This is a genomic window from Pseudoalteromonas sp. SK18, from assembly GCF_001974855.1.
Classification (GTDB): domain Bacteria; phylum Pseudomonadota; class Gammaproteobacteria; order Enterobacterales; family Alteromonadaceae; genus Pseudoalteromonas.
Window position 1 is genome coordinate 128715 of record NZ_MTQB01000004.1, and the last position, 15105, is coordinate 143819.

A 15105-nucleotide genomic window follows, 5' to 3' on the forward strand; every position below is an offset into this window, starting at 1 on the left:
CAGGTCGCAGTCATGCAGCCAATATATTGAGCTTCAGTTATAACTTTCTAGTTATAATTGACAGATCAGCTGATATTTTTTTGCGTTGCATATATAAGTTTAACCTGTGTTTTAAATTTCTAATAAATGTACTTTTATTAGAATGCCTACCTGAATTTGTCCTTGCTATTTCACTTTCAAATTGGCTATTAGTGGCAATTGGATATGGCTTAATACCTACGATATTGAGCCCAACTTCACTATGAAACTGCATATCAACATCAACAGGTCTAAAAAATGGCTTTCTGTGCAGAAGTTTCTTAGCCCCCTCAAGAGATAATATATATCCTTGAGCTCCATTTGGGACTTTAAAGTAATTCCCCAAAACAAACTCACTCTCAAGGGGGTGTGTATTAATAAATGCTAAATCTCGGCTATCGGAAAGTTTTATAAAATCCCAATTTTTTAATTTTTCTGCTGATTCAATCGTATTAGTTAAATGCGATTTAATTATAATGTCGTCCTCAAGTATTACGCACATAGGTATCGAGTGTGTAACTATATGCTCCCAGACTCGCATATGGCTAATGTAACAACCTATTTCTCCTAGTGTTAAGTTGCGATGATATGAGTTTTTATTCTTTTTCGGGCAATACCATTTGAGGAGCTCTTGCTCACCAAGATGTTTACCAATAGTAGCTTCAAAGCGTTCAGCACTTATATTAAGATCTTTAAGTCGCTTTTGAACCTCATACCAACGGGATTCACAAGGTTTCATGTTGATAATAAATATCGAAGTTTTCATTTTTTAATTAACCTGAGCTGCGGATAAGAAATTACTAATTTAAAGGAACTAAATGCTCGTTCCATGATCCGATCATTCGACCAAGAGTGATTAGAACAAAAAGGAACGAGCATGAACAAGTTAGTTGAAACGTACTGTGATGTCGATGATTTTTCAAAGTTATTTTTCCCAAGCTGGCAGCGTATATTGCTCGAAAATGGTGAAATTAAACGTCGAAGAGCATGCCGCTTATCTCCGTCAGAGGTGATGACTATTATCATCCATTTTCACCAGTCACATTACAGAGATTTCAAAAACTACTACCTTCACTATGTTTGCCGTCAACTTAAAGCCTATTTTCCAGAGTTGCTGAGTTACGCAAGGTTTCTCGCGCTTATGCCTAGTGTGGTGGTTCCGATGTGCAGTTACCTCACATCAAAACTTGGCAAGCCCACAGGTATACAATTTGTTGACTCCACTAAAATAGAAGTGTGTCACATCATCAGAGCTAAAAGAAATAAAGTGTTTGAAGGCGTTGCTCATCATGGAAAAGGCACTATGGGTTGGTCATATGGATTCAAACTACACTTAATAATTAATCATTTAGGTGAGATTGTGGCGCTAAAGCTCACAACGGGCAATGTGGATGATCGAGAGCCTGTTTCTGATATGGCGGACTCTATCTTCGGAAAACTCTATGGCGACAAAGGTTATATCAGCAAAGCGCTCTCTGGTGAGTTACTAGAAAAAGGTGTCGAGTTGATCACGACGGTTCGAAAGAATATGAAGAAAAAATTTGTTTCATTGTGGGACAGGGCTTTATTGAAAAAACGATTTATAATCGAAACGGTGAATGATCAATTGAAAAACATTTCTTACATTGAACACTCTAGACACCGCAGTATGCATGGCTTTATGCTAAATTTACTTGGTGGATTAATTGCCTATTGCCTAAAAGAGGAAAAGCCGTCATTAGATTTAACATCGCAAGAACTTGAAATTTTAGAGAGTAATAATCTAATGTTGGCTTAACCAGATCTCAGGTTAATTATTTTATTGTTTGTAGCTTAATAGTCTTTAAGCGAAATAGATTCATTTAAAAAATCCAGTATATGTAATTAGACTCAATAGTATTATTCTATGAAAGCTATATATTATTTATAAGCTGAGAAAAGGTATTTGTTAAAACTGTATTGGCTTTGGATAACAGCTATAACGAAACCGGCTCTTCCATCTAAAAAACCTAGCCTTAAAAAATAATGTCGAATAAAAGCAAATATGGCAGAGCCAGTAGCTTTTGATAATGAGGCTTTTTTTCCTTTTTGAATTATTTGCTTTGCGCCTAAGTTAGCATAGTGGTTTCTTTTATTAAGATAGGTAAAAATATCTTGGTGCTGGAAGTGTAAAATGTTTTCTTTTAGTGTAATTAGCTCACAGTCTTTTGTTATAACAGATTCATGCACTAAGTTTCTGTTGTAACTTGTTTTTTTCTTGTTGTATATACGGGCAATATGATCAGGGTGCCAGCCACTGTGATAAATAAACTGGCCACAAAAATATGTTAGCCGATTTATTCTTAATACATTTTCTTCACTACACCTAGGCAAAGTATTAAGTATCTCATTTTTTAATGTTTCACTAACTTCTTCATCGCAGTCAATAGCAAAAATCCAGTCGTTACTAGCTAACTGTTCAGCTCTTCGACGTTGCTCGCCAAATCCTTGCCAATCCTCTCTAATGAATATCTTATCGGTGTATTTTTTTGCAATTTCGAGTGTATTATCTGTACTGCCTGAGTCAAGCAGAATAATCTCGTCAGCCCATTTAACTGATTCTAAACAGCGGGCAATTGTATTTTCCTCATTCTTACAAATAATACAAACAGATAGTTTCAAAATATTCTTCTCATAATTAAGTTACTGACGATAGATCCTAACATAAATCCATCTACAAATTAGTTACTATAGTATTCCAAAGTATTACTTCTATGACCATTTTTATAGCTATTTTTAAATAACCAATGCTAAAGTTGATATTACCTAATTACTTAGTATTGTTTAATCTAATAGTTTGATTATATGGTTCTTTACTCTAGGGGATTTTTTATGAAACATCTTGTTGATGCAAAGTGGCTTAACATGCGTTTAAAGCAAGCTAACCTGGTTATTTTTGATGCGGGTATGTTACGTCCCTCAGCTGCGGGGGAGTACTCACCCGTTGCCATGCTACCTAAAGCACAACGGTTTGATATCAAAAAAGAACTCGCAGATCCCTCAAACCCATTGCCTAATACCTTGTGTAGTGCAGAACAATTTACTCAAGTGATGCAAAAAGCGGGAGTGAATCACGATTCACTTGTGGTGATTTATGAAGATGCAGGGTTATTCAGTGCAGCTAGAGCTTGGTGGATGTTTAAAGCCATGGGGTTTGATAACGTAAAAGTCCTCAGTGGCGGTTTAGCCAAGTGGCTTGAACTTGGGCTTCCGGTTGAATCAAACTATACACAAGCATCATTAAAAGGCGATTTTATTGCTCAATACCGGCCTGATTACTTTATTGATAAAAAACAGGTGCTAAGTGCTACTGAGGATGCCAATACAGTTATTTTAGATGCACGCGCTTATGAGCGCTTTACCGGCAAAAGTAGTGAGCCAAGAGCCGGAATGCGCAGCGGCCATATTATTAATAGCTATTCGCTACCTTTAAATAGTCTATTAGAAAATGGCGAGGCAAAATCACTCGACTTTATAAAGGCAAAGTTTAATGAATTAGTTGGTAATGCAACCCACTTACAATTTAGCTGTGGCTCTGGCGTTACTGCCTGTGCGCTTGCGCTGTTCGCTGATGAATGCGGCTATAGTAATTTAAGTGTGTACGATGGCTCGTGGAGTGAATGGGGAGCCGACAGTTCACTGCCAATTGCAGCGGGAGAGTAGATTAATTGTAGGGACAATTTTTACACCCGTTTTTGCAGCAAGTACCCCGTTTTAAAAAATACCACTTACTAAACACCATGTAACTATTTTGCATGGTGTAATCTAACCCTTCAATTAAATTATCATTGCTTCTAAATTGTTTAGCAAAAGCGATTTGAGCTTTTATTGGTTGGGTGTATATAGTCTCTAAATAGCTATTTATTTTAGCAAGAGTACATGATCGGCATAAGCAGCTGGTTGCTGTATCATTGAGTGGTAAAATAGCGGGTAACTGATAACACCAACATGCGGTTATATCATTAACATTACAGTTAAGCGTTGTATTACATTGGCTGCAGTTTATCTGGGTCATTTTAGGTCTTATTAACAGTAGAGCAGCAAGAATAACAAACATTATGAATATACAAAAAGCATTGGCTGAATTTATTACATTTGGCGAGCAAAGAGATAGTGCCATTAGTGTGATTGTTTCAACCGCAGCAAGCAATAAAATCTACCTGTACACACTCACAAAGCCTGTACTAATTAATGTACTTACGCGTTGTTTCAATAAAGAAATTGATATTGACGATTTACAGCTGTGGGCAAATGTTATTGAGTCGCGAGATGACATAAATTGCGCTGAGCATGAAGGTGTTATTTACGCGCTAAGTAATAGCGAGCAAATGGGCGAGTTGACTCATCAAAAGCTCGCACAGTTGTTAAAGCTGTTACAACAGTAGCAGGTGGTTATCAGAAAGTATGAAAGGTTTTAAGCAACAGTTTTCAGATGTTAGTAACCACTACTGGGCTAATCTCTAGCTGACAACTGAAACCTAAAACCTGTTCTTAAAGTTTACTTATGATAGCTCAAGCAAGTTTCTACTTCGTCTTTAGAGCCTAAAATAACCGCAACACGCTGATGGATGGCATCAGGCTGAATATCCATAATACGCTCAGTGCCTGTTGAAGCAATACCACCTGCTTGCTCTACTAGCATTGCCATTGGGTTTGCTTCGTAAAGTAAACGCAGTTTGTTAGGCTTATTAGGATCTTTAGTATCAGTTGGGTAAGTAAATAAGCCACCACGACTAAGTACACGGTGTACATCGCCAACCATTGCAGCAATCCAACGCATATTGAAGTTTTGAGCACGAGGGCCTGTATCTCCGGCAAGTAAATCATTAATGTAGTTTTGCATCGCCGGTTCCCAGTGGCGCTGGTTTGAGGCATTAATTGCAAATTCATTGGTTTTAGCAGGAATAGCGGCAAAATCTTGGGTAAGTAAAAAGCTACCTTGGGTTTTATCTAAGGTAAACATGCGTGTACCTTTACCCGTTGTTAGCGCAAGCATGGTCGATGGCCCATACAGTACGTAACCTGCAGCTACTTGTTGATGCCCAGGTTGCATAAAAATCTTTTCATCAGCAGCATCAGAGCCCACCGGCGCTTTCATAATAGAAAATATAGTGCCTACTAGCGAGTTAATATCGGTATTTGACGAACCATCAAGTGGGTCAAATGCAACAATGTACTCAGCATCTGGATTACCGGCAACGGTATAATCTTCTTCTTCAGAGGCAATCGCTTTAACTGTGCCTGACTCCAGCAATATATCTTTTAATAACTGATTAGACAGTACATCGAGTTTCTTTTGTGTTTCGCCTTGAATGTTTTCATCGAGGGTTGAGCCTAATACGCCCGATAATTCACCTTGACCGACGCGAAATGAAATTTCTTTACATGCCGCTAAAATAGTACGAATTAACGACAAAAGTTCTCTTGAACAGCCATCTTCTAGTAATACTGGTGGGAGTCTACGCATTCTTTTTTCCTGATAACGTGTTAAAACTAATCATAATGTGAGAGAAATTAGTTTAGAGCGCTGAAATTCGTCTTAAATAACTGTATTGTATAAATAACCCCCTATAATGGGGTAGCTACATCGCATTTAAAACGCTAATAACAAAGATAAGATTATGCAAAAAATATCACGATTAAGTTACATACTCTTTACTGTGCTGCTCTGTATGATAACCCAAGCGCACGCAGCAATTAAGTCTATTGACGAATTTACTGAAAAAATGAACCATTTCCCGGGTTATTTTTCTTTCTTTTACGATACGCAAAACGGCAATGTGTATTTAAAGGTCGATAAACTTGAACAACAATTTTTATTACAACACAGCTTACCTTATGGCGTTGGTTCTAACGACATAGGTTTAGATAGAGGCCAATTAGGCGGTACTTATTTGGTACAGTTTGAGCGCTTCGGCAATAAGGTTATGTTGCGCGCTGTAAATACTTACTACCGTGCTAACACAAGTAATCTAGCAGAGCAGCAAAGCGTTAAAGAAGCGTTTGCATCCAGTATTTTGGCGGGTTTTAAAGTTGTCGCGCAAGATGACAATGCTGCATTAATTGATTACACCCCCTATTTACTAAGCGATGTACATGGCGTAAGCCGTACTTTAGCTGCGCGCAAGCAAGGGCAGTTTAGCCTTGATGAGTCACGCAGTGCGGTATTTATGAATCGCTCAAAAGCATTTGTAAAAAATACTGAACTTGAAGCCATTCTCACCTTTAAAGGGTCTAAACCAGGTGAATATGTGCGCCAAGTGAGTGCTGATCCATACGCGCTAACCGTGCATATGCACCATTCATTAATCAAATTGCCTGATGACAATTACACGCCACGTAAATTCAGCCCGCAATCGGGTTATTGGAGTGTGGAGCATAAAAATTATGCAGCAGGGCTCGATGAGTCTATGTATGTGCGTCACATTCCACGCCATCGGTTAATAAAAAAAGATCCGAGTCTGGCTGTAAGTGAACCGGTCGAACCCATTGTGTATTACTTAGACCCTGGCGTACCTGAACCAGTAAAAACGGCTTTATTAGAAGGCGGGCAATGGTGGAATGACGCCTTTAATGCAGCAGGATATAAAAATGCATTTGAAGTTAAAGTGCTACCAGATAATGCTGATCCTATGGATGTGCGCTACAACGTTATTCAATGGGTGCATCGCGCAACTCGTGGTTGGTCTTATGGCAGTTCAATTATAGACCCACGTACAGGCGAAATTATTAAAGGCCATGTCACACTAGGATCGCTACGAGTACGCCAAGATATTTTAATTGCTGAATCACTGGCAGCGCCTTATTTAAAAGGCAATGAAGTAGCAAGTACCTTACAGGCAATGGCACTTGATCGTATTCGTCAACTCAGTGCTCACGAAATTGGTCATACACTGGGTATTGCGCACAACTTTGCTGCGTCAGTAAATAATCGTGCTTCGGTGATGGATTATCCACATCCGTTATTGAGCTTTGCAGATAATGGTCAGTTAGATGTATCTCAAGGTTATGCTAAAGGCATGGGGGCATGGGATACCCAAGTGATCAAATATGGCTACAGTGATTTTACCGGCCAAGATGAAAGCGCAGCACTCGCTGCTATTTTACAGCAAAATAAAGCGCAAGGTTTGGCGTTTATTTCTGACAGTGATGCCCGTGCAAAAGGTGGGGCGCACCCTACAGCGCATCTTTGGGATAATGGCAGTAATCCAAGTGAAGAATTACTTAGAGTGCTTGATGTGCGAAAGCAGGCGCTTGGGCAGTTTGGTATTAATAATATAAAAACTGGGGTTGCGCTATCGCAATTGGAAGAAAAGCTAGTACCGCTTTATTTGTTCCACCGTTATCAAGTTGAAGCGGTTGCTAAGCTTATCGCGGGCGTTGATTATGACTATGAGATACGCAGTGATGCACCCGTTAAAGGCGCTCAAGTTGTAACTAAAGATGCTCAACAACAAGCGGTTAATGCCATTTTAGCGACCCTAAAAGCAAGCAACTTAACGATTCCAGAGTCGATACTTTCCTTAATCGTACCTAAAGCGTATGGCGAGTCTAAATCACGAGAAAGTATAGTGGGTCGTACCGGCTTAACTATGGATGCACTTGCATTACCTGAAGTCGCCGCGCAGCATAGCTTATCGCTATTACTTAATGCTCAACGATTAAATCGTTTAGCACAGCAACAAGCACGTGATAACCGCTTTTATGGCTTAGATGAGCTGCTTAAACAATTAAATAAGCAGGTGTTTAATGTATCAGCGCCTGCCACCATGACAGGAAAAGTAACGCAACGAGTACAGTACTTAACGGCAAAAACTATGGCTGATCTTGTCGCTAGCCAAACACTAAGTCCAGAGGTGCAAGCGCAACTGCATTTTTACTTAAATAAACTAGCGGATGAGTTTAATCAACACTCTTTACTGAGCCATCCTGAAGTAGGTGACAGCGCATTTAAAGACTATTTAGCGGCGCAAATTAATCAGTTTTTAACAACAGGCCAGTGGCCTGATAACTTTAAAGCGTTACCCATACCACCAGGCTCACCTATTTAATAGTACAAGCCAGAGGATAAAGGCGCTGTATAAACGTTACGTTTCATGGTGCCTTGTTTTTAGGGTGTTACTTTTGCTTGCATAAAGTTGGTTTTTTGTTAATCTAGCCACCCCCTATTTTAGTCTTTTTGAGGTGTTTATGGCGTTTTTATCTCGTTCGATATTGGCGTTATCAATGGCACTTTTAAGCTGCAATGCAATCGCACAAAAGCAATGTGATGTTGAACTTCGTCATGGTTTAATTATTACCGATGATGTGATCCGTATTGTTGATAAAGGCCAAACTAGGGTGCAAATTAACAATAATAATCAACTGTTTATTCGAGGCTACTGGGTCGATTTAAGTACCGACGAAAGTAAAGTGCTAGAACAATTTAGCAATGGTATTCGTCAAACGGTTCCAGAGCTGGTCGATTTAGCGACTGATGGCGTAAACCTTGGGCTTAGTGCTATTGAGCATGTTGTTGAGGGCATGTCAGATAAAGAACCCGAAGTGCTAAAAACGCAATTACAATATGTAGAGCGTGCACTTATGGATAAGTTTAAGCGTGGCGACGACTTCTTTTTTATAGCCCCTCAATCGCTTTCCCAAATTGATGATTTTTTTACTAAAGAAATTAGCCAAAAAATACACTCTGCAGTACATGGCTCTTTGGGGGCTATTTTAATGTCGCTCGGGGATGCGTTTAAATCTCGAGAAGGCAATATAGAAGACCGCATGAACGACATGGGGCAACGCATGGATATCATCACCAAAGAAATCGATAAGTCGTTGCAAAAAAAAGCCCACCAATTAGAACTTAAAGCCTCTGAATATTGTGAATGTTTAAACTCCCTAGATATTACTGAGTCTCGTCTGCAAGCGATTGTGCCTGGAATGACAGACTTTGATTTAGTGCAGATTAAATCATAAGAGCAGGTTTTAGGCGTCAGGTTTCAGAAAGGGCTGCGGTCAGTTTGAAGCTGTTTTCCTAATACCTAAACAGCCTTACAGTTTTATCTCTGCGGCGGTTAGTGGGCGGTATTCACCTGCAGCCAGATCTTCACCTAACTTTATACCCGCAATTTGTTCACGATGTAATTCAACTACTTTGTTATCTACCGCTGCTAGCATACGTTTTACTTGGTGATACTTACCCTCAGAAATAGACAAGCGTAAACCATAATTCCCCAAGCGCTCAGCAATAGCAGGGCGAGTTAAATCTTTTTCATTGTGAAGCTGTACACCGTCGCGTAATTGCTGCAGTGCATCATCGGTAATCGGCTCTTGGGTTTCAACCAAATAGGTTTTAAATTTATTCTTTTTCGGCGAGGTAATTTTGTGTGACCAGTCGCCATCGTTAGTAATAAGCACTAGGCCAGTGGTGTCTATGTCTAAACGCCCAGCAATGTGAAAATCGGCCATGTTTGGCTCATCAAGCAAATCAAATACGGTTTTGTGTAACTCATCTGAATTAGCGCATACATAACCTACCGGCTTATTGAGCATAAAGTAGCGTTTACCTAAAAAAACTAATGGCTCGTCATAAAACAGCACGTCATCTTGTTGAGTAACTTGAAAGTCGAATGCCGTGATCACCTCGCCATTAACGCTAGCCGCTTGGCTTTTTATTGCCGCACGGGCTTTTGAGCGTGGTAACTCTGCTAAATGGCTAATAAATTTATCTAAACGGCAAGGAAATTTCATGTTGTTCACATTTTTAGTCGGCTACAATGACCGCGAGTATAGCGGATAGTGAAATACCATGACAGAGCCCAGCACAGAAATTTTAAGCCTGTACCACCGCAAAGTTTCATCAGGAGAGCTTGTTTTTGATGCGGCGCAGCACCAAGCCGTGAGTGCGTTACAGTCTTTGAGTGAGCAATTAAATCAGCCAACAAGCTGGTGGCAAAAAGCACGGTTAATCAAAGGGGTATATTTATACGGTCCTGTTGGCCGAGGTAAATCTATGCTGATGGATTTATTTTATAAAAACTTACCCACAGAAAAAAAGCAGCGCCTGCATTTTCATCACTTTATTGAAAAAATTCATGCTCAATTGGCCAAGTTACAAGGGGATAAAAATCCGCTACAAATAATAGCTAAACAGTGGGCCAAAGAGATAAAGGTACTGTGCTTTGATGAGTTTTTTGTTAGTGATATTGGTGATGCCATGATCATGGCTCGGTTATTTAACGCTTTGTTTGAACAAGGCGTGGTACTAGTCGCAACCTCTAACGCAAAACCGGAGCAACTTTATTACAACGGTTTGCAACGCGCGCGATTTTTACCAACTATCGATTTAATAAATGCGCATTGTCATGTAATTAACGTAGCGGGGGAGGAAGACCACCGCTTCAGGTACGGTAGAAGCAGTCGTCATTATTTTATTAACTTGCCCGATGCTGAATTTGAGGCTGGGTTTTTATCCGCACATTCTCATGCAATGCGTAATAATACAATAACTGTGCATGGCCGAGTGCTTCCTTATTTATTAAAAACTGACGATGCTTTACTAATTGATTTTATGGCATTGTGCTCAGGCCCTCGTAGCGCCAATGACTATATGTTTTTAGCAGAACAGTTTTCGGTAGTATACATCGCGAATGTGCCAATAATGGGAAAAGAGGCAACTGGTAAAGTTATTGTGCATGGTATAGAAGACAGCTATCAGCGCGAAAAGCAGCAGTTAGATGAACATACTCTTGATGATGAAGCTAGGCGTTTTATTGCCTTAGTCGATGAGTTTTATGATTGCCATAAATTACTGGTTATTAATGCCCAGGCTGACATTAACGAGTTGTATCAAGGTAAAAAATTAAGTTTTGAATATGCGCGAACCCAGTCTCGCATTGTTGAAATGCAAAACTGGTAAGTACAACATTAAAACACCGCATTTAATTTAAATGCGGTGTTTTAATTTTAAGCTGATAACTTAAAGAAGCCTTTATGACTTATATCCATTTGGATTATTTGATTGCCAGCGCCAAGTATCTTGCATCATGACATCAATACCACGCTCAGCTTGCCAACCTAGTTCACTAAGGGCTTTTTCTGGCGCAGCATAACAGGCTGCAATATCACCTGGGCGACGAGGTGACACCGCATAAGGGATTGCTTGGTCGCTAGCCTTAATAAACGCATTGACCATTTGTAATACTGAATAGCCGTTACCTGTACCAAGGTTATAAACAAGCGCACCGGTTTCTGCGGCTATTTTATCAAGTGCTTTTAAATGCCCTAGGGCTAAATCTACAACGTGAATGTAATCACGAACGCCAGTACCATCAACCGTATCATAATCGTCGCCAAATACAGCAAGTTGCTTTAATTTGCCAACCGCAACTTGTGAAATGAAAGGCAATAAATTATTAGGAATACCATTAGGGTCTTCACCAATCAAACCTGACTCATGTGCACCGACAGGATTAAAGTAGCGCAAAATAGCAAACGCGAAGCGCTCATCTGATTTAGCGATATCTTGCAACATCATTTCAACCATTAGTTTAGACGTACCATATGGGTTGGTTGTACCGCCAACGGGGAAGTCTTCGCGTATTGGTAAGCTTGCTGGGTCGCCGTATACAGTAGCGGATGAGCTAAATACCAGTTTGAATACACCCGCATCACGCATAGCATCAACGAGTGTTAGTGTACCTTGTACATTATTTTGATAATACTCAATGGGTTTTACGACCGATTCTCCCACGGCTTTTAGGCCAGCAAAATGAATCACACTTTCAATGGTATGCTTGGCAAATACCGAGTCTAAAAAAGGTTTATCTAAAATATCACCTTGATAAAAAGTAATTGCTTTACCGGTTATTTTTTTCACTCTCTCAAGTGACTCTTCAGAGGAGTTACTTAAGTTATCGATTACGATAACGTCGCTGCCTTGCTGTAAAAGTTCTAAAACGGTGTGTGAGCCAATATAGCCTGCGCCACCGGTTACTAAAATTGCCATGAATGCTCCTTGGAAACCTGTGTTCAATTACCCTAATTTCACCATAAATAATGAGTTTTTACATGTATTATTTTGTTTGCTTTGTAATAGTATGATCGTAAACCGTACTTTCGACTACATTTTGTGCAATTTTAATAACACCTCAGCGTAAAGATTAAGTTATAGTTCATATGTAATTGCTAAAGTGATGTATAGCGATTTGTAAAATATTCAATTGATCACAATGATCAAAATACTCGTTGGAGAAACGTATGAACTTAGTTAAAAAAATAGCAATGTTGATGTGTATTGCGCTACCGAGTGTTGTTTGCGCGGGTGAGGCTCAAGTGAAATGGCATGACTTTAATGATTATCGCGATGTACGCCCATCCAACCAAACTAAAGGCTCATACCATAAGCAAATAGCCAAAAGTATTGATGAACACTTTGCAAAGCTCAGCGAGCAACTTCCTAAAAATTACAGTTTAAAAATTGAAGTAACCGATTTAGATTTAGCCGGAGACGTACGCTATGGCGGTGTTAACGAAATCCGAGTGGTTGAACCTATTCACTTTCCACGCATTGAATTTAATTATGTGCTTAGTGATGAAAGTGGCGTTGTCGCACAAGAAGATAATGTAAGTTTAAAAGATATGGGCTTTATGGATAAAATTAAAATGGGTCGAGACGAAGCATTTTACTATGAAAAACGCTTATTAACAGAGTGGTTTGGTGAACAAATCTTACCGCGAATCTAGCTAATAATGCAAAGCATCTACTTTAGTAGATGCTTTGTAAGTAAGTCGCTCATTTTTATTTAAAGGTCGCTAACAAGGTTAGTAAATTTTGTAGTTTAATAACAGCTTGTTTTAGTTTTTCTTCATCCAAACCGTCGCTCGATAAGCTTTCTACATCAGCGGCAACGTCTAAAACATAAGGCTTAAAGCGTTTAGCTTCGAAACTAAATCCAGCGTCCTCGGCAAATAAGGCTTTAAATTTTCCGTGACCTTGCTGTTGTAACTCATCGAGTTTTTTGTCAGCGTCAAGTGCCTGACGGTAAACAATTTTTAAGTTGGCGTTGAGTTGTTCAATTATAGAATCCATGGTTTTCCTAAAGCTTAGTGCAATGTTGCCGATAAATACTTAAGTGGGTTGGTAAAGTAATTTACCAATTCAGCAACTATAATACGTGTATTACAGTTAAAAGTCAGGTGTGAGTTATGAATATATCAGGTGGAAATCTACCTACAATGCCTGGTGCAGGCCAAGGCGCAGAAGTATTAACTGCTGCTTTATCTAAAAAGCAACAGCAAGCTGATGGTGCCGCTGCACTGGCACTTATTGAAGGCGCTACACAATCTTCAAGTGCGCAAACACCGGCTAAGTCGGTCACTGCAACACTTGGGAATAATATAAACGTTTATGTTTAAACTAATTTGAGGTCGATAGGGGTTTTACTTTTTTGACCTCCTATTTCCCGAACTAGTTTAGGCACCAAAAATCCAGGCAGGGCTTTTAGTAGCTCGGCCTGAATTTTTATTGCTTGTTGTTCATCAATATCAAAATGACTTGCGCCTTCTACCTTATCCAGTAAGTGTAAATAATAAGGCAGTACGTCCGCATCAAATAGTGCTTCACTTAAGTTTATTTGCGCATCAACTGTATCGTTCACATCTTTTAAAATAACCGCCTGGTTTAACAGTAGCACATCTGCTTTTTTGAGCATGTTCATGGCATTTTTAAAGTCATTATCTAGTTCGTTTGCATGGTTAATATGATTAACGAATATAATTTTTAATGGTGACTTTGCTAATCTTTCACATAATTGCTCAGTGATACGTGCAGGAATAACCACAGGCAAGCGGCTGTGTATGCGCATGCGTTTAATTTGTGGTATTTGCTCAAGCTCATCTAAAAACCAGCTAATAGCATCGTCTTTGGCCATTAGTGGATCGCCACCACTTAAAATCACTTCGTTAATATTTTTATCCGATTTTATATAGCTTAATGCATCAATAAGGCTACGTTTATTCAGTTGGTTTTCTTGATAAGGAAAGTGGCGTCTAAAGCAGTAGCGGCAATTTACTGCACAACCGGTTTTAAACATGACTAAAACACGCGATTTATATTTATGTAACAGACCCGGTTGATTGTTATCTTGCTCAAGTAACGGGTCTTTATTAAACCCCGACTTAGTTAAAAATTCTTGATGGCGGGGCATAACTTGCAGCAATAAAGGGTCATTTGCATCGCCGTGACGAATTTTTTTTATAAAAGGCAATGGCACACGAACAGGGAACAAGCTACGAGCTTTTATGTCGTTTTCATGGACTTGGCTCGATAAACCAACCATTTCTAGCAACACTTTTGGGCAGGTAACTACATTTGCTAATTCTTTTTGCCAGTTTTTATGCAAATTTGCTTCATTTCTTTGTATCATTGGCACGTAGATTACTCGAAAAATATAAATAGAGGAAACGATGGCGAATTATAGCACCAACGAGTTCAAGGGCGGCCTAAAAATTATGATGGACGGCGAACCTTGCAGTATCTTAGAAAATGAAATGGTAAAACCGGGTAAAGGCCAAGCGTTTAACCGTGTTCGTATCCGTAAGCTTATCTCTGGCAAGGTACTTGAAAAAACCTTTAAATCGGGTGAATCGGTTGAAGGTGCTGATGTAATGGATACCGATTTAGCGTACCTATACACAGACGGTGAATTTTGGCATTTCATGAACAACGAAACATTTGAACAAATCGCTGCTGACGAAAAAGCACTGGGCGATGCTGGCAAATGGTTAGTTGAAAACGATGTTTGTACTATTACATTATGGAACGGCAGCCCAATTGCTGTTACTCCACCAAACTTTGTTGAGCTTGAGATCACTGAAACCGACCCTGGCCTTAAAGGTGATACAGCAGGCACGGGTGGTAAACCAGCAACGCTTAGCACAGGTGCTGTAGTACGTGTTCCATTATTCGTACAAATTGGCGAAGTAATTAAAGTAGACACTCGCAATGGTGAATACGTAAGCCGTGTTAAGTAAGCTGTAACACGCCTTATTAATTAAATCCCGGCTTAAGCTGGGATTTTT

17 protein-coding genes are annotated in these 15105 nt (G+C 39.5%); 9 read left to right on the plus strand and 8 right to left on the minus strand.

Annotated elements, in window-relative coordinates; all coding sequences use genetic code 11:
* Positions 1 to 37: 37 nt before the first annotated feature.
* The gene (locus BW139_RS04920) at positions 38 to 784 is read right to left on the minus strand and encodes a glycosyltransferase family 25 protein (protein ID WP_008113762.1); all 747 of its coding nucleotides are present in this window, start codon (positions 782 to 784) and stop codon (positions 38 to 40) included.
* Positions 785 to 895: 111 nt separating this feature from the next.
* Here BW139_RS04920 and BW139_RS04925 point away from each other — a divergent pair, with 111 nt between their 5' ends.
* Positions 896 to 1795 carry an IS982 family transposase gene (locus BW139_RS04925; protein ID WP_024600952.1) on the plus strand — a complete coding sequence of 300 codons (900 nt, stop codon included), beginning with the start codon at positions 896 to 898 and terminating at the stop codon, positions 1793 to 1795.
* 122 nt (positions 1796 to 1917) lie between these two features.
* Here the strand turns inward: BW139_RS04925 and BW139_RS04930 are convergent, their stop codons facing one another.
* Entirely contained in the window at positions 1918 to 2658 is a 741-nt protein-coding gene (locus tag BW139_RS04930) for a glycosyltransferase family 2 protein (protein ID WP_008115452.1), read from the minus strand.
* Between the two features lie 210 nt (positions 2659 to 2868).
* Here BW139_RS04930 and BW139_RS04935 point away from each other — a divergent pair, with 210 nt between their 5' ends.
* The gene (locus tag BW139_RS04935) at positions 2869 to 3699 is read left to right on the plus strand and encodes a sulfurtransferase (protein ID WP_008115454.1); all 831 of its coding nucleotides are present in this window, start codon (positions 2869 to 2871) and stop codon (positions 3697 to 3699) included.
* A 1-nt stretch (position 3700) separates the two neighbouring features.
* On the opposite strand, the gene BW139_RS04940 is transcribed toward BW139_RS04935, so the two are convergent.
* A complete protein-coding gene (locus BW139_RS04940; protein ID WP_035112598.1) occupies positions 3701 to 4051 on the minus strand; it encodes a DUF5522 domain-containing protein in 351 nt (116 codons plus the stop codon).
* A gap of 43 nt (positions 4052 to 4094) precedes the next feature.
* Between BW139_RS04940 and BW139_RS04945 the strand changes: the two genes are divergently transcribed.
* On the plus strand, positions 4095 to 4421 hold the full coding sequence (locus BW139_RS04945) for a hypothetical protein (RefSeq protein WP_008115457.1): 327 nt from the start codon (positions 4095 to 4097) through the stop codon (positions 4419 to 4421).
* Positions 4422 to 4534: 113 nt separating this feature from the next.
* Here the strand turns inward: BW139_RS04945 and BW139_RS04950 are convergent, their stop codons facing one another.
* A complete protein-coding gene (locus BW139_RS04950; protein WP_008115459.1) occupies positions 4535 to 5503 on the minus strand; it encodes a class 1 fructose-bisphosphatase in 969 nt (322 codons plus the stop codon).
* Between the two features lie 154 nt (positions 5504 to 5657).
* Between BW139_RS04950 and BW139_RS04955 the strand changes: the two genes are divergently transcribed.
* On the plus strand, positions 5658 to 8087 hold the full coding sequence (locus BW139_RS04955; protein WP_008115460.1) for a zinc-dependent metalloprotease: 2430 nt from the start codon (positions 5658 to 5660) through the stop codon (positions 8085 to 8087).
* A 139-nt stretch (positions 8088 to 8226) separates the two neighbouring features.
* Entirely contained in the window at positions 8227 to 9000 is a 774-nt protein-coding gene (locus tag BW139_RS04960) for a YggN family protein (RefSeq protein ID WP_008115461.1), read from the plus strand.
* A gap of 75 nt (positions 9001 to 9075) precedes the next feature.
* Here the strand turns inward: BW139_RS04960 and rsuA are convergent, their stop codons facing one another.
* Positions 9076 to 9774 carry a 16S rRNA pseudouridine(516) synthase RsuA gene (gene rsuA, locus BW139_RS04965; RefSeq protein ID WP_008115462.1) on the minus strand — a complete coding sequence of 233 codons (699 nt, stop codon included), beginning with the start codon at positions 9772 to 9774 and terminating at the stop codon, positions 9076 to 9078.
* A 58-nt stretch (positions 9775 to 9832) separates the two neighbouring features.
* Between rsuA and zapE the strand changes: the two genes are divergently transcribed.
* Positions 9833 to 10942, plus strand: a complete 1110-nt coding sequence (gene zapE / locus BW139_RS04970; RefSeq protein ID WP_008115463.1) for a cell division protein ZapE — start codon at positions 9833 to 9835, stop codon at positions 10940 to 10942.
* Between the two features lie 72 nt (positions 10943 to 11014).
* Here zapE and galE read toward each other — a convergent pair whose 3' ends face one another.
* Entirely contained in the window at positions 11015 to 12031 is a 1017-nt protein-coding gene (gene galE / locus BW139_RS04975) for a UDP-glucose 4-epimerase GalE (RefSeq protein ID WP_069438844.1), read from the minus strand.
* Between the two features lie 251 nt (positions 12032 to 12282).
* Here galE and BW139_RS04980 point away from each other — a divergent pair, with 251 nt between their 5' ends.
* Positions 12283 to 12768 (plus strand): DUF3016 domain-containing protein, encoded by a 486-nt coding sequence (locus tag BW139_RS04980; RefSeq protein ID WP_069438845.1) that lies wholly within the window; start codon positions 12283 to 12285, stop codon positions 12766 to 12768.
* Between the two features lie 55 nt (positions 12769 to 12823).
* Here the strand turns inward: BW139_RS04980 and BW139_RS04985 are convergent, their stop codons facing one another.
* Positions 12824 to 13114 (minus strand): hypothetical protein, encoded by a 291-nt coding sequence (locus BW139_RS04985; RefSeq protein ID WP_010390514.1) that lies wholly within the window; start codon positions 13112 to 13114, stop codon positions 12824 to 12826.
* 116 nt (positions 13115 to 13230) lie between these two features.
* Here BW139_RS04985 and BW139_RS04990 point away from each other — a divergent pair, with 116 nt between their 5' ends.
* Complete coding sequence (locus BW139_RS04990) at positions 13231 to 13440, plus strand: hypothetical protein (RefSeq protein ID WP_036981174.1); 210 nt, start codon at positions 13231 to 13233, stop codon at positions 13438 to 13440.
* Here the strand turns inward: BW139_RS04990 and epmB are convergent.
* Positions 13437 to 14450, minus strand: a complete 1014-nt coding sequence (gene epmB, locus BW139_RS04995; protein ID WP_076918889.1) for an EF-P beta-lysylation protein EpmB — start codon at positions 14448 to 14450, stop codon at positions 13437 to 13439. The two genes, BW139_RS04990 and epmB, sit on opposite strands and share 4 nt — an antisense overlap.
* Positions 14451 to 14490: 40 nt before the next feature.
* Here epmB and efp point away from each other — a divergent pair, with 40 nt between their 5' ends.
* Positions 14491 to 15057 carry an elongation factor P gene (efp, locus tag BW139_RS05000; RefSeq protein ID WP_010390517.1) on the plus strand — a complete coding sequence of 189 codons (567 nt, stop codon included), beginning with the start codon at positions 14491 to 14493 and terminating at the stop codon, positions 15055 to 15057.
* The last annotated feature ends 48 nt before the right edge of the window (positions 15058 to 15105 follow it).

Excerpts from the sequence above, each read along its gene's own strand:
- BW139_RS04920 (WP_008113762.1), bottom strand. The coding sequence starts at position 784 with ATGAAAACTTCGATATTTATTATCAACATGAAACCTTGTGAATCCCGT.
- BW139_RS04925 (WP_024600952.1), top strand. The coding sequence starts at position 896 with ATGAACAAGTTAGTTGAAACGTACTGTGATGTCGATGATTTTTCAAAG.
- BW139_RS04935 (WP_008115454.1), top strand. The coding sequence starts at position 2,869 with ATGAAACATCTTGTTGATGCAAAGTGGCTTAACATGCGTTTAAAGCAA.
- BW139_RS04940 (WP_035112598.1), bottom strand. The coding sequence starts at position 4,051 with ATGACCCAGATAAACTGCAGCCAATGTAATACAACGCTTAACTGTAAT.
- BW139_RS04945 (WP_008115457.1), top strand. The coding sequence starts at position 4,095 with ATGAATATACAAAAAGCATTGGCTGAATTTATTACATTTGGCGAGCAA.
- BW139_RS04950 (WP_008115459.1), bottom strand. The coding sequence starts at position 5,503 with ATGCGTAGACTCCCACCAGTATTACTAGAAGATGGCTGTTCAAGAGAA.
- BW139_RS04955 (WP_008115460.1), top strand. The coding sequence starts at position 5,658 with ATGCAAAAAATATCACGATTAAGTTACATACTCTTTACTGTGCTGCTC.
- BW139_RS04960 (WP_008115461.1), top strand. The coding sequence starts at position 8,227 with ATGGCGTTTTTATCTCGTTCGATATTGGCGTTATCAATGGCACTTTTA.
- rsuA (WP_008115462.1), bottom strand. The coding sequence starts at position 9,774 with ATGAAATTTCCTTGCCGTTTAGATAAATTTATTAGCCATTTAGCAGAG.
- zapE (WP_008115463.1), top strand. The coding sequence starts at position 9,833 with ATGACAGAGCCCAGCACAGAAATTTTAAGCCTGTACCACCGCAAAGTT.
- galE (WP_069438844.1), bottom strand. The coding sequence starts at position 12,031 with ATGGCAATTTTAGTAACCGGTGGCGCAGGCTATATTGGCTCACACACC.
- BW139_RS04980 (WP_069438845.1), top strand. The coding sequence starts at position 12,283 with ATGAACTTAGTTAAAAAAATAGCAATGTTGATGTGTATTGCGCTACCG.
- BW139_RS04985 (WP_010390514.1), bottom strand. The coding sequence starts at position 13,114 with ATGGATTCTATAATTGAACAACTCAACGCCAACTTAAAAATTGTTTAC.
- BW139_RS04990 (WP_036981174.1), top strand. The coding sequence starts at position 13,231 with ATGAATATATCAGGTGGAAATCTACCTACAATGCCTGGTGCAGGCCAA.
- epmB (WP_076918889.1), bottom strand. The coding sequence starts at position 14,450 with ATGATACAAAGAAATGAAGCAAATTTGCATAAAAACTGGCAAAAAGAA.
- efp (WP_010390517.1), top strand. The coding sequence starts at position 14,491 with ATGGCGAATTATAGCACCAACGAGTTCAAGGGCGGCCTAAAAATTATG.